The organism is Halobellus sp. EA9 (assembly GCF_051195055.1).
GTDB classification, from domain to species: Archaea; Halobacteriota; Halobacteria; order Halobacteriales; family Haloferacaceae; genus Haloquadratum; species Haloquadratum rubicundus.
Genome location: NZ_JBNTJW010000005.1, coordinates 68,831 through 86,800, shown reverse-complemented (window position 1 = coordinate 86,800; position 17,970 = coordinate 68,831). Strand labels below are relative to the sequence as shown.

The following is a 17,970-nucleotide window of genomic DNA, read 5'->3' as shown; positions in this document are numbered from 1 at the left end:
AACGTCGTCAAACCGCCCGGGCGCCGCGGTGAACGGTCGCGAAACGACTGAACGCTACTGAACGCTCTCGGCGTTATATAGGGGTGTGGCCCCTTGGTACGGACGAGAACAGATGTCCAGCGTCCCCGAATCTTTCGACCCCTCCATCGAACGCGACGCGCTCAGGCGGCCGATCGACCTCGCGACCGTCGCGGCCGACGTCGGACGCCGCGGCGTCGCGGCCGTCGGCTTCTGGCTCGCCGTCTTCCTCCCGGTCACCTACCCGCCGCTCCTCGCGGGCGGCCTCGCCGGGAGCGAGGGCGCGCTGTTCGCCGGCCTGCTCGCGGCGAACGCGCTCGCCCTCGTCGCCGGGCACGGCCACCGACAGCCGTCGACGGGCCGCGACTGATCAGAACCCGAACCCGACGACGAAGGCGCCGATCGTCAGCACCACCGAAGGGACGAAGAAGGCCGCAAACGCCGTTTTGCTCCAGCCCAAGACGGTCTTGCCGTCGAGCGGTCCGAAGGGGAGCATATTGAACGTCGCCAGGAAGAGATTGATCGTCAGCCCGCGCGAGCCCGCGAGCGCGACGAACTCCGAGTTCACCAGCAGGCCGACGAAGAACACCGGGAGGAACACGACCGCGAGGACGACGTTCGTCGCCGGGCCGGCCAGCGCGATCAGCCCGTGTTCCCGCCTGGTGAGTCGGCCGCGGTGGTGGACCGCGCCCGGTGCCGCGAAGATGAAGCCGGCGAGCGCGCTCACCACGGCCAGAAAGAGCATCCCGTAGTCGGCGCGGAACTCCGCGACCTGGCCGAACCGGACGGCGACGACCTTGTGGGCGACCTCGTGGAGGAGAAAGCCCATCCCGGCGGTGAGCAGGCTGAGCAGGAGCGGGCCGACGATGCCGCCGCGGAGGATCCCGGTCACGGCGCGCTGGCCGCCGCCTGCGAAGAAGATGGCGAAGGCGAGACCGAGCGCGATCCACGCGAGCGCCAGGTCCTGGAGTTCCTTCGAGCTGAACGAGAGGCTGGGACTGGGCGCGCTCATCGTGGGCGAGGTTGGGGCGAGAGCGTGATGGTCCTTGTGGGCGCGGGCGCGAGTGCGGATGCGGACCGCACGCGATCTTCGGCAGCGCCGGTCGCTCTGTTCATCCGAGCACGCTCCAGAGGATCTCCCAGCCGTTCCGCGCGCCCTCGAAGAGGAGCCGAGTCACGCCCGCCGCGCCGCCGAGGTCGAGCGCGAACAGGGGCAGGAGGTACGCGACGAACAGCGCGGAGGCGACGATGCTGCCGACGTTCGTCGCCGCCACGACGACGATGAGGCGGAACAGCGGGACGGCGAACATCTCCTCCAAGAGGTCGGGGATCGGCTTTTCCTCGTCGGCGAGCAGTTCGTTGAGCGTCCCGATGTCGGAGATGTTCACGGGGTCGTGCTGGAGTTCCATATAGCCCGTGAACCACCCGGGCGCGAGGAAGGGGTTGATCGAGGTCATCCACGCGACGGCGCCGCCGACGAGCGACGACGACCACCGCGCGCCCGCGGCCTTCGCCAGGCCCGCGGCGAAGAGGCCGTTGACGAGGAACCACGCGCCGAACAGCCGGAGCAGGGTGCGGTCGCCGGCCGACGACAGCGCCAGCAGGACGAAGAAGCCGACGACGACGACCGAGATGCCGGTGCCGACGACCTTCGCCCACGGGATCCGGCCGCTCTGGGTGCCCGTGAGCGACTCCATCGGCGGGAGTTCCTCGGGGTGGTCGAGGTAGCGCTCGATCCCCTCGCGGTGGCCCGCCCCGACGACGGCGACGACGTCGGCGCCGGTCCGTCTGAGCGCGATCAGCTTGTGCGCGATGAACGCGTCGCGCTCGTCGATGAGCGCCTGCGCGCCGCCGGGCGAGAACTGCCGGAACTCCTCCATCATCGCGCTCACGACGTCGGTGTCGGTCATCTCGGACATATCCAGTTCCTCGACGTCCTCGACGTCGCCGTAACCGAACGAGGCCGCGAACTGCCCGAGCACGCCGCCGACGAGCAGGCCGCCGAAGACGCCCAGGGTCATACTTCCGACGACGCGAACGACGAAGGACCCGAGCAGGTCGGTGACGGGCGCGGCGAGCCCGAGCCCGACGCCGCCGATGCCGCCCGCGGCGACGCCGATGCCGAGCGCGGCGAGCAGGCGGTCTTCGGTCGAGGCCATCGACGCCGAAGCGATCCAGACGGCGACCGCGGCCGCGACGCCCAGGATCGCGCCGCCGGCGACCCTGGAGAGCACCGGGAGTCCGATGCCGACGCTGCCGCCGAAGATCGCGACGAGCGGGCCGAAGACCAGTCCGAGGATCGTCCCGCCCGCGAGCCCCACGCCGCGGCTGTCGCCGATGCCGAACGCGAGGCCGCCGACCATCCGGAGCTTCTCGACGAGGCCCATCTGCGACCAGAAGCGCCGCATCGTCTCGTTGATGTCGCGATCGACGAGCGCCACGTCGATGCCCAGTTCCTCGGCGGTCTCAACTGCCGAAAGCATATCCGCGCCGGGCGTCACGTCGAACTTCTCGCCCAGGCGCGCCTGGACGTACGAGAGCATCCAGTACGCGATGAACTGAAACACCGTGTTGCCGGAGAGCAGATCGCTCGGCTCGATGTCGTCGGGCTCGCCGCCCTTCAGCTGCTGGTACCGGCCCTCGTCCAGTTCGACGGCGACGACGTCGGGGCGCTCGGCCTCGATCGTCTCCTCGACCTCGCGGACGCTCTCTTCGGAGACGTGGGCGGTCCCGACGACGCGGACGCGACCCTCCTCGGCCGCTTCCTGACTCATTGGTCCTCCTACCGCGCCGTGGTTTTTACCCCTGTCGGAGCGATCGGCCCGCCCTCGCATCGCCCTCTCGTCGACTTTCGGATTCGCCCGACAGGCGCGGCCGCCCGACCGCTTATGTTATTATCTCACTGGAACGTGTGTTTGGTTGATGAGTTCGGGGGAGCGAGGGTGGCGCGATCGGGCGGACGTGCTGGAGGGGCGGGCGATCCGGATGCCGCTACGGACCTACGAGGACGAACTGCAGCTCCACAAGACGGCGATGAAGCTCGCGGAGGGGTGCCGCCGGAAGGCCGATATGCTCTCGGACCCCTCGATTTCGGTCGCGACGGCCTACGACCGGGAGTTCGAGTACATCGCCGAGCGGTGCAAATACCGGCTGCGCCAGGTCGCCGGCGACGACTACGAAGGCGTCGCGAGGGCGTACATTATGGGCGAGCGCGACGATCTGGCCGGCGAGCTCGCCGTCTACTACCTCGAAGCGCTGTGGCGCATCCAGCGGCGTTCGACGGTCCAGGGGATGCTGTTTTTCCCGCTGATCATCCGATACCCGGACAGCTACACGGCGAACCTCCGCTTCCCGCAGGTCCACACCACGACCGAGTCGGTCCTCTTCGAGTCGCCGGAGCACGGCGAGGTCGGCCCCGACGACCCGCACGCCCAGCAGTACTTCGACGAGAGCCAGTACGAGCAGGAGCGCGCGGCAGACTACCTCCGGCGGGCCACGCGGACCTACCGCGAGCAGTTCCCGCATCCCGACGACCTCCCGGAGGACGAGCCGGTCTACGGGGGCATCGTCGGCGCGGCCGGCCGCCGGGGATCGATGTTCACCGAGATGCTGGCGCCCGTCGAGCCCGACCGGGACCGGTTCGACGAGCCCATCACCGAGCCGACGCTCGTGCCGGCGGGAAAGGAGGCCGAGCGGACCGCGCGGGAGTACCTCCCGTCGGGGGCCGAGGTCGTCGGATGAGGGATCCGATCCGCGGTCGCAACGCAGTCGGTTTCTGATTTACGTATTGAATTCCGCAGAATCAGCGCTCGCGACGCTCTCTGATTCAAATCCGTCCGTAGAACCGACCTGCTCGCGTCGCTCGCAGATTCGGATGCGGGGGACGGGATTTGAACCCGCGGACCCCTACGGGAGCGGATCTTAAGTCCGCCGCTTTTGGCCTGGCTCAGCCACCCCCGCGCACACGGGGATTCCGGGGACGTCGGGTTAGTGGTTTCGTTTCGCCCGACCGCTCGCGCTACCAGTCGACGCTGAGCGTCCCGTCGCCGTGCGGGTCCGGCGCGATCTCCTCGTCGGTCCGGCGGTCGACGACGTGGATAACGCCCTTGTCCTTCTTGCCGGGGCAGATCTCCGCGGCCCGGACGTTCTCGTCGAGTTCGTCCTCGCCGATGTAGTACGACTGGGGCCGTCCGAGTCCGGATTTGATGTCCATCTCCCAGTTGTCGGCGACCTCGGCACAGCGGCCCGCGCCGATGCATTTGTTCCCCTCGAAGATGATCTTGTACGGCTTCTCCGAGACCGGCGGCGCGTCCGTCTCGTTGCCGATCTCGCTCGGCTTCGGGGCGTCGCGTTCGGCGTCGCTCATACGTTTCGGTAGCGCGGGCGATGTCTTTGTGCTGTCGGTTCGACTGACTCAGTATTTTCCTTCTCGCGCCCGCGCGTGCGAGGGTTTAAGAACGAACGTGGCTTAACGAAGATACGTTCAATGTCACGCGATACAGAGTACGGTGCCGGGCAGATCCAGGTTCTGGAGGGCCTCGAAGCCGTCCGGAAGCGCCCGGCAATGTACATCGGGTCGACGGACTCTCGCGGCTTACATCATCTCGTCTACGAGGTCGTCGACAACGCGATCGACGAGGCGCTCGCGGGCTACTGTGACCACATCGAAGTCACCCTCCACGACGACGGCTCGGTGTCGGTCTCGGACAACGGCCGCGGCGTCCCGGTCGACACCCACGAGCAGTACGACCGGCCCGCCGTCGAGGTCATCATGACGGTCCTCCACGCCGGCGGGAAGTTCGACAACAAGTCCTACCAGGTCTCCGGGGGCCTCCACGGCGTCGGCGTCTCCGTCGTCAACGCCCTCTCCGAGCGCCTGGCGGTCGAGATCAAACGCGACGGCGCGCTGTGGCGCGACAGCTTCGACCACGGCGAGCCAGAAGAGGGCGCCTTCGAGCGCGTCCGCGACCTCGAAGATGGCGAAGAGACGGGCACGACCGTCCGCTTTTGGCCCGACGGCGACATCTTCGAGACCGTCGAGTTCGACTTCTCCACCCTGGAGAGCCGGCTGCGCGAGCTGGCCTTCCTCAACTCCGGCGTCGAGATCCGGCTAGTCGAGGAGGCCGGCCGCGACGACGCGCCCGAGGGCGAGCGCGCCGACGAGGACGCCCCGGAGGACGTCGCCCGCGAGCGGACGTTCCGCTACGAGGGCGGCATCCGGGAGTTCGTCCGCTACCTCGACGAGACCAAGACCGTCCTCCACGACGACGTCATCTACTACTCGGACTCGGAGAGCGACGTCGAGATCGAGGTGGCGATGCAGGCCACAGAGGAGCTCCAGGGCTCGATCCACGCCTTCGCGAACAACATCAACACCCGCGAGGGCGGGACCCACCTCACGGGGTTCAAGACGGCGCTCACCCGCGTCGTCAACGACTACGCCAAAGAGCAGAATCTCCTGGACGACCTGGACTCCCTGAAGGGCGAGGACGTCCGCGAGGGCCTCACCGCCGTGATCTCGATCAAGCACCCCGACCCGCAGTTCGAGGGTCAGACCAAGACCAAACTCGGCAACAGCGAGGTCCGGGGCATCGTCGAGTCGGTGACCCACGAGAAGCTCGGGACCTACCTCGAAGAGCACCCCGACACCGCCCAGGCGATCGTGATGAAGGCCGTCGAGGCCGCGAAGGCCCGCAAGGCCGCCAAACAGGCCGAGGAGCTCACCCGGCGGAAGTCCGCCCTGGAGTCGACGTCGCTGCCGGGCAAGCTCGCGGACTGTCAGAGCCGCGATCCGGGCGAGTCCGAACTGTTCGTCGTCGAGGGCGACTCCGCCGGCGGGTCGGCGAAGCAGGGCCGCGACCGGCGGTTCCAGGCCATCCTCCCGCTGAAGGGGAAGATCTTGAACGTCGAGAAGCACCGGCTCGACAGAGTGTTGGAGAACGACGAGGTCCGCGCGCTCATCACCGCGATCGGCGCGGGCGTCGGCGAGGAGTTCGACATCGACGACGTGCGCTACGAGCGCATCATCCTGATGACAGACGCCGACGTCGACGGCGCGCACATCCGCACGCTCCTTCTCACGCTCTTTTACCGCCATATGCGGCCGCTCGTCGAGGCCGGCTACGTCTACGCGGCCAAGCCGCCGCTGTACCGCGTCAGGTACCGCGGCGAGACCTACGACGCGATGACCGAGGCCGAGCGCGACCGCATCATCGAGGAAAAGTGCGACGGCAACCCCACCCAGGTCCAGCGGTTCAAGGGCCTCGGGGAGATGAACCCCGAACAGCTCTGGGACACGACGATGAACCCCGAGAACCGGGTGTTGAAGCAGATCACCGTCGAGGACGCCGCGACCGCCGACAAGATGTTCTCTGTGCTGATGGGTGACGCCGTCGAGCCGCGGAAGCAGTTCATCAAGGAGCGAGCCACCGAAGCGGAGTGGGTCGACATATGAGTTCGGACGCCCCCGAGAAGTTCGATCCCGGCGCGGGCATCGCCGCCGAGGTCGAGACCGCCCGGATCGAACAGGAGATGGAACAGTCCTACATCGACTACGCGATGTCGGTCATCGCGGGCCGGGCGCTGCCCGACGTCCGCGACGGCCTCAAGCCGGTCCACCGCCGCATCCTCTATGCGATGCACGAGTCGGGCGTGACCGCCCGCTCCTCGCACCGGAAGTCCTCCTCAATCGTCGGCGAGACGATGGGTGACTACCACCCGCACGGCGACTCCGCCATCTACGACACCCTCGCGCGGATGGCCCAGGACTTCTCGATGCGGTACCCCCTCGTCGACGGCCAGGGGAACTTCGGCTCCGTCGACGGCGACCCGCCGGCCGCGATGCGCTACACCGAGGCCCGGATGGCGCCGATCGCAGAGGAGCTATTGGCCGACATCGAGATGGACACCGTCGACTTCCAGTCCAACTACGACGACCGGCTGGAAGAGCCGGAGGTCCTCCCCTCTGCGTTCCCGAACCTCCTCGTCAACGGCTCGTCGGGCATCGCCGTCGGGATGTCGACGAACATCCCGCCGCACAACTTGGGTGAAGTGATCGACGCGACGACCCACCTCATCGAGCACCCCGACTGCACCGTCGAGGACCTGATGGAGCACGTCAAGGGACCGGACTTCCCGACCGGCGCGAACATCGTCGGCCGCAACGCGATCCACAAGGCGTACAAGACGGGTCGCGGCCGGATCCGCGTGCGCGCGGAGTTCGAGGTCCAAGAGGACAGAATCGTCATCACCGAACTCCCCTACCAGGAGAACAAGGCGCGCCTCGTCGAGCGGATCGCCGACGACGTCAACGAGGGGAAGATCGAGGGCATCCGCGACCTCCGCGACGAGTCCGACCGCGACGGCATCCGCGTCGTCGTCGAACTCAAGCGCGGCGCCAACGCCGAGGTGGTCAAGAACCAACTGCTCGAACATCACCTCGAATCCACCTTCGGCGTCATCAACCTCGCGCTGGTCGACGGCCAGCCGCAGGTCCTCGACCTCAAAGAGACCCTGGAGGAGTACCTCGACCACCGCCGCGAGGTCGTCCGCCGCCGCTCGGCCTACGAACTCGAAGAGAAGGAGGACCGCGCGCACATCCTCGAAGGCCGGCTGACGGCCCTGGAGAACGTCGACGACGTGGTCGACGTCATCCGCAATTCGGAGAGCCGCGACGACGCCAAGGCCGCGCTGCGCGGCGAACACGTCGTCGAGGTCGACGGCGAGGCACTGCCGACCTTCGACTTCTCGGAGGCGCAGGCCGACCACATCGTCGCGATGCAGCTCGGCTCGCTCACCGCGATGGAGGCCGGCGAGATCGAAGACGAGTACGAGGAGGTCCAGGCCCGCATCCGGAGATTGGAGACGATCCTGAACGACCCCGACGAGCTCGACGCCGTGGTGGAGTCCGAACTGGAGGAGATCAAAGACGAGTACGACGACGACCGCCGGACCTCGATCGTCGAGGACACCGGGACGGTCACCCACGAGGACCTCATCGCCGAGGAGGACGTCGTCGTCGTCGTCACCGAGGACGACTACATCAAGCGGATGCCCCTCGATAATTTCCGCGCCCAGCACCGCGGCGGCAAGGGCATCATCGGGACCGAACTGAAGGAGGGCGACCGCGTCTCGTCGGTGTACGTCGCGAGCACGCACGACTACCTCCTGTACTTCACCAACCACGGCCAGGTCTACCAGCTCAAGACCTACCAGGTGCCGGAGATGTCCCGGACCGCCCGCGGGAAGTCGGCGGTGAACCTCCTCGACCTAGACGACGGCGAGGAGATCACTGCCGTCGTCAACACGGCCGAGATGGAGGCCGACGAGGAGAAGTACCTCACGATGGCGACCCGGAACGGGTACGTGAAGCGGACGAGTGTCGAGCAGTTCCAGAACATCCGCTCGACGGGGATCATCGCGACGAAGCTCGACGAGGACGACGCGCTGGCGGACGTAGAGGTCACGGACGGGAGTCGGGACCTGATCCTCGCGAGCCGCGACGGGATGGCGATCCGCTTCGAGGAGGGCGACGTCCGATCGATGGGCCGCTCGGCGCGCGGTGTCCGCGGGATCAACCTCGAAGGCGACGACGAGGTGGCCGCGCTGGCGGCCGTCGAACCCGACCGCCACGAGTGGGTGCTGACCGTGACCGAACACGGCTACGGCAAGCGGACCGACGTCGACCGGTACCGGCGGCAGTCCCGGAACGGCAAGGGGCTCATCGACATCAAGACCAACGACCGCAACGGGCGCGTCTGCGAACTGGAGACCGTCGGCCCCGGCGATCACCTGTTCGTGATGAGCGGCGACGGGCAGATCCTCCGAACCCCGGTCGAGGACATCTCGACGGTCGGCCGCAACACGATGGGCGTGATCGTGATGGACTTAGAGTCCGGCGACGCCGTCGCCAGCGTCGACGTCCACCCCGGCGAGACAGCGGCCGACGAGGTCGCGGCCGACGCCGACTCGGACGCCGAATCCGAAGGGGACTCCGCGCCCGCGTCCGCCGACGGCGGGGACTGACGGCGGGAAATCGACCGGCCCGCCGCGCGACCTGACGCCTTCGAACCGGTCGATTTCACCGGAAACGCGGTGTGGGGGCGTATCGCACGCCCGTCACAGGATCTGTTTTCCGAGCGCGCTCGCCGCCAGCTCCGTCGCCAGCGCCGCGGTCTCGTTGTGCTCGTCGAGGATGGGGTTCACCTCGACGAGCTCCAGCGAGCGCAGGCAGTCGCACTCGGCGACCGCCTCCAGCGCCGCGTGGGCCTCGCGGTACGTGACCCCGCCGCGGACAGGGGTTCCGACGCCGGGCGCCTCGCGGGGGTCGAGCCAGTCGAGGTCGAGGCTGACGTGGACGCCGTCGGTCCCGACCGTCGCGACGTCGAGGGCGTCGTCGACGACCGCCGGGATCCCGCGCTCGTCGATGTCCGACATCGTGAACGCCGTCACCGGGGAGTCCCGGATGGCCCGCCGCTCGTCGGCGTCGACGTCGCGGAGGCCGACGAGCGCGACGTTCTCCGCGTCGAGGCCGACCGCGTTCGCCCACTCGACGCCGTCGAACTCGCCGACGCCGAGGAGCGCTGCCAGCGGCATTCCGTGGACGTTCCCCGACGGCGACGTCGCCGGCGTGTTGAAGTCGCCGTGGGCGTCGAACCAGACGGCGCCGACCCGCGCGTCCCGGGCTGATCCCGTGACCGAGCCGATCGCGACTGAGTGATCGCCCCCGAGGACCAGCGGCGTCTCCCCGGCCGCGAGCGTCTCGGCGACGCGGTCGGCCAGCCGGGTCGCGACCTGGCGGGTCTCCCGGAGGAACTTCGCCCGGCCGCTCGCGAGCGTCTCGGCCTCGGGGTCGCGCTCTTCGGCCCGCGGCGCCGGGATGTCGCCGCCGTCCACGACGTCGATACCGATCTGTCTCAGCTGGTCCGCGAGGCCCGCATAGCGGATCGCCGAGGGCCCCATATCGACGCCCCGGCGGTTGGCGCCGTAGTCGGTCGGCGCACCGATGATCTGGACCGTTCGCGTCGCTCCGTCCATAGGCCTTCACGAGCCAGAACGCACAAAGTGATTCCGCCGACGGTGCCGGCGAGGAGGGGAGCGGACCCGAGCGCTATGTTCCGATATTGAGATACCGGTACGGTTTCGGGTCGAAAATCGGGTGACTGTTTGACAGTCGGTAAAACCATCCACCGGATTTAAGGCCGTATACGGCGAATGATTGGGTATGTCATCCATCGAACTGACGTCCAGTCAGAAAACTATTCTGACGGCGCTGATAAATCTCCATCGCGAGACCGAAGATGCAGTCAAGGGCGAGGACATCGCCGCCGAGGTCGACCGTAACCCCGGCACGATCCGGAACCAGATGCAGAGCCTGAAGGCCCTCCAGTTGGTCGAGGGCGTCCCCGGCCCCAAGGGCGGGTACAAGCCGACCGCGAACGCCTACGAGGCGCTCGACGTCAATCAGATGGACGAGCCCGCGTTCGTCCCGCTCTTCCACGACGGCGAGGAGGTCGAGAACGCCAACGTCGACGAGATCGACCTCTCGTCGGTTCACCATCCGGAACTCTGCCGCGCGGAGATCCACATCCAGGGCTCGGTACGGGAGTTCCACGAGGGCGACGAGGTCACCGTCGGCCCGACGCCGCTCTCGAAGCTCGTCATCGAGGGCGTCGTCGACGGCAAGGACGACACCGGGAACATCCTGATCCTCCGGATCGAGGACATGCGCGCGCCCGTCAGCGACGCCTCGCACTGATCTCTCGGCGCTTTCCGCCTCTCGACTCGCTTCTGCCGCAGTCCGACTGTCGACTCTGCCACGCCGCCGGCGTCGTAGCATCCTGGACAGAAGCGACTCCTGCGCTTCCGTCTGATGTGATTACTCCGCACGCCGATCGTGGCGTGCAGGGTTGCTCCGTCGGGGCGTCGCGCCGCCGACGAGTGGACGCTGCTACGGGTGCCGGATTACAGGCTGTCCCACGCGTCCAGCGCGTGGCGCGGCGAGGCGACGTCGGCGATCCAGCGGGCGGCGATCGTCTTCTTGAGGTTCCGCGCGGCGGGCCCGCCGAAGACGTTCATCGGGAAGCGACCCAGCACCGGCAGTTTGACGTCGTGGGCGACGGCGTCGTCGCCGACGGAGACGACCGTTCCCTTGTCGTCGTGCCGCCAGGTCTTCAGCGGCTTGCCCGCGACGGCGCGGGCGACGTTCTCGCCGGCGACGTCGGCGGCCTGCCAGGCGGCCTGGGCGGTCGGCGGCGCGACGTCGTCGGGACCCTGTTCGACCAGGGCGGTGTCGCCGAGCGCGAAGACGCGCTCGTCGGAGGTCTGGAAGTCCGCGTCCGCGAAGACCCGGTGCGAGCGGTCGTCCTGGTCGAGGTCCATCCCGTGGACCTCGTCGTGGCCGGTGATCCCGCCGGTCCAGATGAGGACGTCGTAATCGAGCGCCGGGTCGTCCTCGCCGCCGCCGAGGTAGGCGGTCTCCTCGTCGACTTCGGAGATGAAGTCGCCGGTGAGGATCTCGACGTCGAGGTCTTCGAGGCGCTTGCGGAGCGCGCCCTGGAGCTCGGGGTCGTTGCCGGGGAAGACCTCGTCGAGGCCCTCGACAAGCGTGACGTCGATCGGCGCGCGGTGCTCGTCGCGGTACTCCGCGATCTCGCCAGCGGTCTGGATGCCCGAGAGGCCCGCGCCGCCGACGATGACCTGTGCGGGGTCGTCGCGGGAGGCGTCCTCTGCGGCCTCCTTCACGTCGGCGTGGATCGCGCGGGCGTCGTCGAGGCCCTTCAGTTCGTGGGCGTGTTCTTCGAGCCCGTCGATGCCGAAGAAGGCCGTGCCCGACCCGACGGCCAGGAGGAGGTAGTCGTAGTCGACGTCCTCGCCGCCGTCGAGTTCGACGACGCGCTCGTCGACGTCGACGTCCGTGACGTGGCCCTTGACGAACGCCGTCGAGTCGGATTTGATCTCGTCGATCGGGATGGCGATCTTCGATTCGACGCTCGGGTCGCGGATGCAGCGGTGGACCTCGTGGAGGACGAGGTGGTACTCGTTCTCGGAGATCCAGGTGAGTTCCGCATCGGAATCGAGTTCATCTTCGAGCCGTTTGACGGCGCCGGCGCCCGCGTAGCCGGAACCGACGACGACGACCTGCGTACTCATACGCGACCCTGCGGCGGCATCGAATAAAGGGACTGCGAAACGCCGCCGCCGGCGAAATCCGCCGTGGTGCGGTTTCCGCGATTCCCGCCTCGCTCACTCGATCGACAGGCCCGCGTGCCAGCGGTCGGCGCCCGCCTCCTCCTTCACCGCCTCCATCTTCGCGAGCAGGTGGACCGCCAGGCTTGCGGCCTCTGCCGCGCGCGACTCGCCCTCGGTGCGGAACTCTCCCGTCACTCGGTTGGCGTAGACCGAACAGACCGCGCCGGCGCGGAGCCCGTAGACGTTCGCGAGCGTGAGGAGCGCGGCCGCCTCCATCTCGATGTTCTTCACGTTGGCGTCCCGGAGTTCTTCGACCAGCGACTCCGAGCCCGCCGCGGTGAAGCCCTCGAAGCCGGCGCGGCCCTGGCCGGCGTAGAAGGAGTCGGCGCTCATCGTCAGCCCCACGTGGTAGTCGTAGCCGAGGCGCTCGGCGGCCGCGACGAGCGCGGAGACGACCTCGCCGTCGGCGACCGCGGGGTAGTCCTCCCGGACGTACTCCTTCGAGGTGCCCTCCTGGCGGACCGCGCCCGAGGTGATGACGAGGTCGCCGACGTCCATCTCGGGCCGGATCGCGCCGCAGGACCCGACGCGGACGAAGGTGTCCACGCCGACGCGGGCGAGCTCCTCGACGGCGATGGCCGCGGAGGGGCTGCCGATGCCCGTCGAGGTGACGGAGATCGGCGTCCCCTCGTAGGTGCCGGTGGCCGTGCGGTACTCGCGGTGGGCGGCGCGCTCCTCGTGGTCGTCCCACAGCGCCGTGATCTTGTCGACGCGATCGGGATCGCCGGGCAGCAGAACGCTGTCGGCGACGTCGTCGGGGCCGACCGCGAGGTGGTACTGGGTCTCGTCGTTCGGGTCTTCGCTGTCGGTCATACAGGCACTCCCGTCCGCGGGGAAAATATACTGTCGCCCGGGCGGGCCGCGTCCGATCTACGCGTCGTCGTCGCCGTCCCGGTCGCCGGCCCGCCTCGCTTCGGCGTCCGAGAGCGTCTCCGTGGAGATGGCGTTCGGGAGGAGTTCGCCGAGCGTGTACGTCGAGGTCTCGTTGCCGCCCTCGTCGCAGACCACTTCTAACCCTGGGTCGGCGAACTCCGCGAGCGTCTGCCGGCACATCCCGCAGGGCGTCACGCCGTCGCGGGCGCCCGACGAAACCGCGACCCGCTCGAAGGCCCGGTGGCCCTCCTTTACCGCCTCGGCGATCGCGACCTCCTCGGCGTGGAGGCTGTTGGAGTAGTTCGCGTTCTCGATGTTGCAGCCGACGTAGACCGAGCCGTCGGCGGTTTCGAGCGCGGCGCCGACCCGGTACTCGGAGTAGGGGACGTGCGCGTCTTCGAGCGCCTCGCGTGCGCGCCCGACGAGGTTATGTTCGTCCGTCATCGATCCCCCGTTCGAGCGGTCGGGGTTTGTACGTTGCCGTCGGGTCCGATCGCCGCCGCTCTCGGGAGGTCCCGACCACGCCGGACCGAAAGGGCAAGGCCCCCGCGCGCCGTAGCGGAGGTGTGCAATCGGAACCGAACGCGGACGCGGACGCGACTCCCGAGGCTGCCGCGGGACGGGAGGGACTCGGCCGCCGGATTATGCTAGCGGTCGGGGCCTCGATCGTGGGGATCTCGGCCGGCATCGGATGGCTCGTCGGAAGCAACGGCTCGGCCGTCGCCTCGGAGATACCGGTCCTGGGCACCGGCGTGACCCTGCCGGTGACGCCGCTCGCCTTCGCGCTATACGGCGTCGTCATTTCGGGCGCGCTCCTCGGGCTGCTGTTCGGCCTCGTGGAACTGGCCTCACGCGCGGAACGCGCCGAGGACGGCGTCTGATCGGCTCCCGGTCCGGGGTCGACGGAGGGGGTAGCGTTCGCGACTGATCGCTCGTCCGATAACACGCAGTCGTCGATCAGGTGAGTGAAGACTTGTAGAGGCTACTGTCGTCCGTGCTGAAATCGGAATAGGCCCGACATCGACGGCCTCCCCGCGGCCGCGAGCGCGGCGCTTTTGTCGCTCCGGCGCCGACTTCGGGTATGGCCTCGTCCACGACGGCCGACGATCGCGGCGACGCCGCGGCGCCCGACGAGGAGTTCGACCCCGACGCGCCCCTCCAGGGCGACGACGGCAAGAATCGCAAACGCGCCGCGCTCGCGGTCGCGCCGTTCCTCGCGATCGGGCTCGCGGACGTCGTGCTCCTCCTGGGCTGGGGGATCGAGCCGCTGTGGGCGTTCGCGATCCTCCCCCCGATCCTCTTCTGTTCGGTGCTCGCGTACATCGTCTTCAGCACCGACTTCCTCGACGATCGGACCTGATCTGTCTGTTGTCAGTCAGTAGCCGCCCGCGAGCGTCAGTTCCCGGTGTCGTACTTGTACGTCGCCTCGTCGGCGTCGATCCCGAAGTCCTCGGCGGTCTCCTCGACGGGGACCTCGCCGTCTTCGGGCTCGTCCGCGGGCGAGGCGTTCTTGAAGCGCTCGCGGAACCGCGACGGCACCGAGAAGTCCGCCCGCTCGACGGCCATCGCGATGACGTCTTCGCCCCGCTCCTTCCGCACTCGCCGGAGGCGCTCGGCCACCGGCTCGGGGAGTTCGCTCGTCTCGCGCGGCTCGAACCCGAACGGCGTGAAGTACTCGGGCTGGCGCGTGAACGTGTAGACCGTGTCGTAGCCCTCGTCGGAGGCCTCATCGACGAGCCGCTCGATGACGTGGGCGGCGACGCCCTGCTGTCGCCACGGCGGCAGGGTGTAGACGAACGCGAGCTCGCAGAAGTTCCCCGCGTCGGTCTTGTGGACGCGGATGCGCCCGAAGCCCGCCTTCCGCGACGTCTCCTCGTCGAGCGCGATGACGTAGTCGCGCGACCGGAACGCGGGGTCGTCGATGTCGGCCTCCTCGATCCTGTCGAGCAACCAGACCTCGTCGCGGTTCTTCGCGTCCCGGACGTACATAGCCACCAGTACGACGCCGGCACGCAAGTGTATTGCGGAGCGGTCGATCGATCGACCGCACCGACCCCGCGAGAACAACAGATTTGTATCGGACCCCGTCGTACGGTCGGGCGATGGCCCGCCTCCTGCCCTCCCAGTCCGAGCCCGAGGTCGACGCCTCCCCCCGGGTCGTCGGACTCGACGACGACGACGCCGACGAACTGCTCTCGGTCCTCTCTTCGGCGACCGCCCGGAAGATCCTCGCCGCGCTCCACGAGGAGCCGACGAACCCCGCCGCCCTCGCCGATTCGGTCGGGACGTCCCTGCAGAACGTCCAGTACCACCTCGAACGCCTGGAGTCGGCCGGCGCGGTCGAGGTCGTCGACACCGTCTACTCCGAGAAGGGCCGCGAGATGAACGTCTACGGCCCCGCGGACCGCCCGCTCGTGGTGGTCGCGGCGAACGACGAGGAGAAGGCGGGGCTGTCGTCGGCGCTGAAGAGCCTGATCGGCGGCGTCGCGGTCGTCGGCCTCGTGAGCGTCGTCGCCCAGGTCGCGCTCGAAGGACTGCCCTTCGGCGCGAAGACCGGCGGCGGTGGCGACGCCGGCACCTTCTCGGCGCAGTCCACCGAATCCGCGCGCATCGCCGCCGAATCGGCCGCCTCGGGCGTCCCGCCGGGCCTGCTCGTCTTCCTCGGCGGCGTGACGGTCCTGCTGGCGTGGTTCGCGGTCTGGTTCGTCCGACAGCGCCGGTGATCGGTGCCCGCGGACTGCCGCGGCACCGCCCGCCTCCCGTAAGTATTCGTACCAGGACGCACTACGGGGAGGTATGAACCACCCGGGCGAGGTCGAGGGCATCGCCGTCGGCGTCGACGCGGACGGCGATAACATCCCGGCGGTCGTCGTGTCCGCGCGGGAGGAGTACCTCCCGATCGTGGTCACGGCCGACCAGGCCCGGGCGATCCAGTTCGCGCTCTCCGGCGACGCGTTCGAGCGGCCGCTGACCCACGACCTCCTCGTGGAGATGCTCACCGAGTTCGGCGGCGCGATCGACCGCGTGCGGATCGACGACGTCGCGGACGGCACCTTCTACGCGAAGGTCGACGCCGAGCGCTACGAGCGCGGCCAGGCCCGGGAGTTCGTCTTCGACGCCCGACCGAGCGACGCCATCGCGCTGGCGGTCCGCGTCGACTGCCGGATCGAGGTCTCCGACGTCGTCCTCGACGAGGCGGGCCAGCCGCCCGAGCGCTTCGACCTCGACGACCCGGAGAACGGTCGACAGGGATCCTCCGGTCCCGGCGGCCCGGACGAACGGACCGGCGACCCTCCGGGAGAGCGCGACGACTTCGACGAGTTCGACGACTTCGGCGGGCTCGGCGGCCGGTGACGGGTCGGCGGCGCGCCTCGACTCCCGACAGTATATCCCGGTCGCGCTCGAATCGGACCCTATGACGCTCTCGGTCGAGACCCCGGCGGTACCGGAGCTCGAAGACGCCGTCGACCCCAACGAGTACGACGACGCGGAGATCGTCGGCGACGCCGACTACCGGCGCGACGACCTCGAAGCGCTCCTCCGCGACGGCGCCTGGGAGGACGCCTTCGTCGAGTGGCGCGAATCGACGGACGTGACCGAAGCCGAGTGGGAGGTCGTCCTCGATCTGGATCTGCTCTCGCACTTCGACTTCTTCTGGGACGACTTCGCCGACCGCGTGGGCTATCACGCGCCCGGCATCCCCGAGGACTGGAAGGAGCGGGAGATCCACCCCGACGTCGACTCCTGGAAGACGGTCTCGTCGATCAACGCCGGGCTGACCGAACTGGGACAGACCGTCTGCGACGTCCTGAAAGACGAGTACATCACCTGGGAGTCCGAATACGAGGCGCCCGAGGACCTCCCCGATTTCTAAAGCCCACCTTTTTGCTGCGTCGGGTGCGCCTGCGGCGCACCACTCCTTACAAAAATCTGGACCAAAAACGAGCCGCTCGCTCGGCCTCCGGCCTCGCTCGCGGTACGCATCGGTGCGGCGACCGCAACGTTATCCACTCTGCCCCTTCCGCTTCCGCGGCTGCCACAGCTCCGCCCCGCACTGAACCGGTTCTGGTACCACGACGACCGGACACCCAGTATTCTCACCGAATGGTGGCCCACAGGGGATATTTGCACACGACCCTCTTCGGTCGCGGTCGGATCCGTGGTTATATTTTCGTCGCTCCGAGAGAGTCGACCGTGAATCGCCGAGCCCTCCTCTCGACGACGTCGGCCGCCGCCCTGTCGCTGACCGCCCTCGCCGGCTGCACCGGGACGGTGCGCCGAGAACTGAGCGGTGACGTCGAAATGGACGTCGCGACCATCGCCTTTCACCCGGCGTCGGAACCGTGGTTCGTCGACGGCCTCTCCGCGTCGTCCTCGTCGAGCCCTCACACCGAATTGTTCGCCGACGCCCCGTCCGACGTGTCGGCGCTCTTCACCGATGGGTACTCACCGGACGAGCACTCCCTCGACGACCTGTTGGGAGAGGCGGACGACTCCTCGACGTTCTTCGTGCTCTACGAGGCCCGGATGTCGCGATCGAACGCCTACCAGGTCGCCCCCACGATCCTGTACGGCGACCTCGGCTGGACCGGCTGGCGGACCGTCACCGCTCCGATGGCGCGAGCGCCGCGGGACCCCTCGGAGCTCGATCTGCCGCCGGACACCGAGGAGGTGATCGCGACGACGCTCGTCCGGTACAGCGCCGATGTGAGCCCCCGAACGGTCCGCCTGCCCGTGTACGACGAAGAAACGGGGACGTTGCTCGCCGAGCGGACGGTCCGCCTCGGTTCTTGACATCCTCCCCGCGCTCGGAGAACCGATCGTTCGCGG

The 17,970-nt window shown here is 68.5% G+C and carries 18 protein-coding genes, 1 tRNA gene and 1 pseudogene; 11 read left to right on the top strand and 9 right to left on the bottom strand.

Translation table 11 applies throughout. The features are described from left to right. Positions 1-112: 112 nt before the first annotated feature. Positions 113-388: a hypothetical protein gene (locus ACQUQ0_RS07930; RefSeq protein ID WP_435184415.1), complete on the top strand. Its 276-nt coding sequence runs from the start codon at positions 113-115 to the stop codon at positions 386-388. Here ACQUQ0_RS07930 and ACQUQ0_RS07925 read toward each other — a convergent pair whose 3' ends face one another. Together ACQUQ0_RS07925 and ACQUQ0_RS07920 are read right to left on the bottom strand one after the other, a co-directional pair. Continuing rightward, entirely contained in the window at positions 389-1,030 is a 642-nt protein-coding gene (locus ACQUQ0_RS07925; RefSeq protein WP_435184414.1) for a metalloprotease, read from the bottom strand. It abuts the gene before it with no gap. Positions 1,031-1,130: 100 nt separating this feature from the next. Beyond that, positions 1,131-2,792 carry a TraB/GumN family protein gene (locus tag ACQUQ0_RS07920; protein WP_435184413.1) on the bottom strand — a complete coding sequence of 554 codons (1,662 nt, stop codon included), beginning with the start codon at positions 2,790-2,792 and terminating at the stop codon, positions 1,131-1,133. 148 nt (positions 2,793-2,940) lie between these two features. Here ACQUQ0_RS07920 and ACQUQ0_RS07915 point away from each other — a divergent pair, with 148 nt between their 5' ends. Continuing rightward, positions 2,941-3,759 carry a hypothetical protein gene (locus ACQUQ0_RS07915; protein ID WP_435184412.1) on the top strand — a complete coding sequence of 273 codons (819 nt, stop codon included), beginning with the start codon at positions 2,941-2,943 and terminating at the stop codon, positions 3,757-3,759. Positions 3,760-3,893: 134 nt separating this feature from the next. Here the strand turns inward: ACQUQ0_RS07915 and ACQUQ0_RS07910 are convergent. Together ACQUQ0_RS07910 and ACQUQ0_RS07905 are read right to left on the bottom strand one after the other, a co-directional pair. After that, positions 3,894-3,978, bottom strand: a tRNA-Leu gene (locus tag ACQUQ0_RS07910). Positions 3,979-4,036: 58 nt separating this feature from the next. Further along, positions 4,037-4,384, bottom strand: coding sequence for a ferredoxin (locus ACQUQ0_RS07905; protein WP_372389626.1), 348 nt, complete (start codon positions 4,382-4,384; stop codon positions 4,037-4,039). A 120-nt stretch (positions 4,385-4,504) separates the two neighbouring features. Here ACQUQ0_RS07905 and gyrB point away from each other — a divergent pair, with 120 nt between their 5' ends. Further along, positions 4,505-6,472 (top strand): DNA topoisomerase (ATP-hydrolyzing) subunit B, encoded by a 1,968-nt coding sequence (gene gyrB, locus ACQUQ0_RS07900; RefSeq protein ID WP_435184411.1) that lies wholly within the window; start codon positions 4,505-4,507, stop codon positions 6,470-6,472. Then, positions 6,469-9,042, top strand: a complete 2,574-nt coding sequence (gene gyrA / locus ACQUQ0_RS07895) for a DNA gyrase subunit A (RefSeq protein WP_435184410.1) — start codon at positions 6,469-6,471, stop codon at positions 9,040-9,042. The genes gyrB and gyrA overlap by 4 nt, the downstream gene beginning before the upstream one ends. A gap of 93 nt (positions 9,043-9,135) precedes the next feature. On the opposite strand, the gene rocF is transcribed toward gyrA, so the two are convergent. Continuing rightward, on the bottom strand, positions 9,136-10,053 hold the full coding sequence (rocF, locus tag ACQUQ0_RS07890; protein WP_435184408.1) for an arginase: 918 nt from the start codon (positions 10,051-10,053) through the stop codon (positions 9,136-9,138). Positions 10,054-10,240: 187 nt separating this feature from the next. On the opposite strand from rocF, the gene ACQUQ0_RS07885 reads away from it, so the two are divergent. Continuing rightward, positions 10,241-10,774 carry an Rrf2 family transcriptional regulator gene (locus ACQUQ0_RS07885; RefSeq protein WP_435184406.1) on the top strand — a complete coding sequence of 178 codons (534 nt, stop codon included), beginning with the start codon at positions 10,241-10,243 and terminating at the stop codon, positions 10,772-10,774. Positions 10,775-10,980: 206 nt separating this feature from the next. Here ACQUQ0_RS07885 and ACQUQ0_RS07880 read toward each other — a convergent pair whose 3' ends face one another. From ACQUQ0_RS07880 to cdd, 3 genes are all read right to left on the bottom strand, one after another. Continuing rightward, complete coding sequence (locus ACQUQ0_RS07880) at positions 10,981-12,168, bottom strand: NAD(P)/FAD-dependent oxidoreductase (protein WP_435184404.1); 1,188 nt, start codon at positions 12,166-12,168, stop codon at positions 10,981-10,983. A 93-nt stretch (positions 12,169-12,261) separates the two neighbouring features. Then, positions 12,262-13,080 (bottom strand): nucleoside phosphorylase, encoded by an 819-nt coding sequence (locus ACQUQ0_RS07875; RefSeq protein ID WP_435184402.1) that lies wholly within the window; start codon positions 13,078-13,080, stop codon positions 12,262-12,264. A gap of 57 nt (positions 13,081-13,137) precedes the next feature. Next, positions 13,138-13,584 (bottom strand): cytidine deaminase, encoded by a 447-nt coding sequence (gene cdd / locus ACQUQ0_RS07870; RefSeq protein WP_435184400.1) that lies wholly within the window; start codon positions 13,582-13,584, stop codon positions 13,138-13,140. 122 nt (positions 13,585-13,706) lie between these two features. Here cdd and ACQUQ0_RS07865 point away from each other — a divergent pair, with 122 nt between their 5' ends. Both ACQUQ0_RS07865 and ACQUQ0_RS07860 read left to right on the top strand, forming a co-directional pair. Then, on the top strand, positions 13,707-14,021 hold the full coding sequence (locus tag ACQUQ0_RS07865) for a DUF7520 family protein (RefSeq protein WP_435184398.1): 315 nt from the start codon (positions 13,707-13,709) through the stop codon (positions 14,019-14,021). 200 nt (positions 14,022-14,221) lie between these two features. Then, positions 14,222-14,500 carry a hypothetical protein gene (locus ACQUQ0_RS07860; RefSeq protein ID WP_435184396.1) on the top strand — a complete coding sequence of 93 codons (279 nt, stop codon included), beginning with the start codon at positions 14,222-14,224 and terminating at the stop codon, positions 14,498-14,500. A gap of 35 nt (positions 14,501-14,535) precedes the next feature. Here ACQUQ0_RS07860 and ACQUQ0_RS07855 read toward each other — a convergent pair whose 3' ends face one another. After that, positions 14,536-15,129, bottom strand: coding sequence for a GNAT family N-acetyltransferase (locus ACQUQ0_RS07855; protein WP_435184394.1), 594 nt, complete (start codon positions 15,127-15,129; stop codon positions 14,536-14,538). A 113-nt stretch (positions 15,130-15,242) separates the two neighbouring features. Here ACQUQ0_RS07855 and ACQUQ0_RS07850 point away from each other — a divergent pair, with 113 nt between their 5' ends. From ACQUQ0_RS07850 to ACQUQ0_RS07835, 4 genes and pseudogenes are all read left to right on the top strand, one after another. Next, positions 15,243-15,863, top strand: a complete 621-nt coding sequence (locus ACQUQ0_RS07850) for an ArsR/SmtB family transcription factor (RefSeq protein ID WP_435184393.1) — start codon at positions 15,243-15,245, stop codon at positions 15,861-15,863. Between the two features lie 73 nt (positions 15,864-15,936). Continuing rightward, a pseudogene (locus tag ACQUQ0_RS07845) lies at positions 15,937-16,377 on the top strand (bifunctional nuclease family protein); the annotation flags it as partial. A 178-nt stretch (positions 16,378-16,555) separates the two neighbouring features. Then, complete coding sequence (locus ACQUQ0_RS07840; RefSeq protein ID WP_435184391.1) at positions 16,556-17,014, top strand: hypothetical protein; 459 nt, start codon at positions 16,556-16,558, stop codon at positions 17,012-17,014. A 320-nt stretch (positions 17,015-17,334) separates the two neighbouring features. Continuing rightward, positions 17,335-17,934 carry a hypothetical protein gene (locus ACQUQ0_RS07835; protein ID WP_435184389.1) on the top strand — a complete coding sequence of 200 codons (600 nt, stop codon included), beginning with the start codon at positions 17,335-17,337 and terminating at the stop codon, positions 17,932-17,934. The last annotated feature ends 36 nt before the right edge of the window (positions 17,935-17,970 follow it).

What these genes read in the sequence shown, in the direction of transcription:
- ACQUQ0_RS07930 (WP_435184415.1), top strand. Translation starts at nt 113, where the DNA reads ATGTCCAGCGTCCCCGAATCTTTCGACCCCTCCATCGAACGCGACGCG.
- ACQUQ0_RS07925 (WP_435184414.1), bottom strand. Translation starts at nt 1,030, where the DNA reads ATGAGCGCGCCCAGTCCCAGCCTCTCGTTCAGCTCGAAGGAACTCCAG.
- ACQUQ0_RS07920 (WP_435184413.1), bottom strand. Translation starts at nt 2,792, where the DNA reads ATGAGTCAGGAAGCGGCCGAGGAGGGTCGCGTCCGCGTCGTCGGGACC.
- ACQUQ0_RS07915 (WP_435184412.1), top strand. Translation starts at nt 2,941, where the DNA reads ATGAGTTCGGGGGAGCGAGGGTGGCGCGATCGGGCGGACGTGCTGGAG.
- ACQUQ0_RS07905 (WP_372389626.1), bottom strand. Translation starts at nt 4,384, where the DNA reads ATGAGCGACGCCGAACGCGACGCCCCGAAGCCGAGCGAGATCGGCAAC.
- gyrB (WP_435184411.1), top strand. Translation starts at nt 4,505, where the DNA reads ATGTCACGCGATACAGAGTACGGTGCCGGGCAGATCCAGGTTCTGGAG.
- gyrA (WP_435184410.1), top strand. Translation starts at nt 6,469, where the DNA reads ATGAGTTCGGACGCCCCCGAGAAGTTCGATCCCGGCGCGGGCATCGCC.
- rocF (WP_435184408.1), bottom strand. Translation starts at nt 10,053, where the DNA reads ATGGACGGAGCGACGCGAACGGTCCAGATCATCGGTGCGCCGACCGAC.
- ACQUQ0_RS07885 (WP_435184406.1), top strand. Translation starts at nt 10,241, where the DNA reads ATGTCATCCATCGAACTGACGTCCAGTCAGAAAACTATTCTGACGGCG.
- ACQUQ0_RS07880 (WP_435184404.1), bottom strand. Translation starts at nt 12,168, where the DNA reads ATGAGTACGCAGGTCGTCGTCGTCGGTTCCGGCTACGCGGGCGCCGGC.
- ACQUQ0_RS07875 (WP_435184402.1), bottom strand. Translation starts at nt 13,080, where the DNA reads ATGACCGACAGCGAAGACCCGAACGACGAGACCCAGTACCACCTCGCG.
- cdd (WP_435184400.1), bottom strand. Translation starts at nt 13,584, where the DNA reads ATGACGGACGAACATAACCTCGTCGGGCGCGCACGCGAGGCGCTCGAA.
- ACQUQ0_RS07860 (WP_435184396.1), top strand. Translation starts at nt 14,222, where the DNA reads ATGGCCTCGTCCACGACGGCCGACGATCGCGGCGACGCCGCGGCGCCC.
- ACQUQ0_RS07855 (WP_435184394.1), bottom strand. Translation starts at nt 15,129, where the DNA reads ATGTACGTCCGGGACGCGAAGAACCGCGACGAGGTCTGGTTGCTCGAC.
- ACQUQ0_RS07850 (WP_435184393.1), top strand. Translation starts at nt 15,243, where the DNA reads ATGGCCCGCCTCCTGCCCTCCCAGTCCGAGCCCGAGGTCGACGCCTCC.
- ACQUQ0_RS07840 (WP_435184391.1), top strand. Translation starts at nt 16,556, where the DNA reads ATGACGCTCTCGGTCGAGACCCCGGCGGTACCGGAGCTCGAAGACGCC.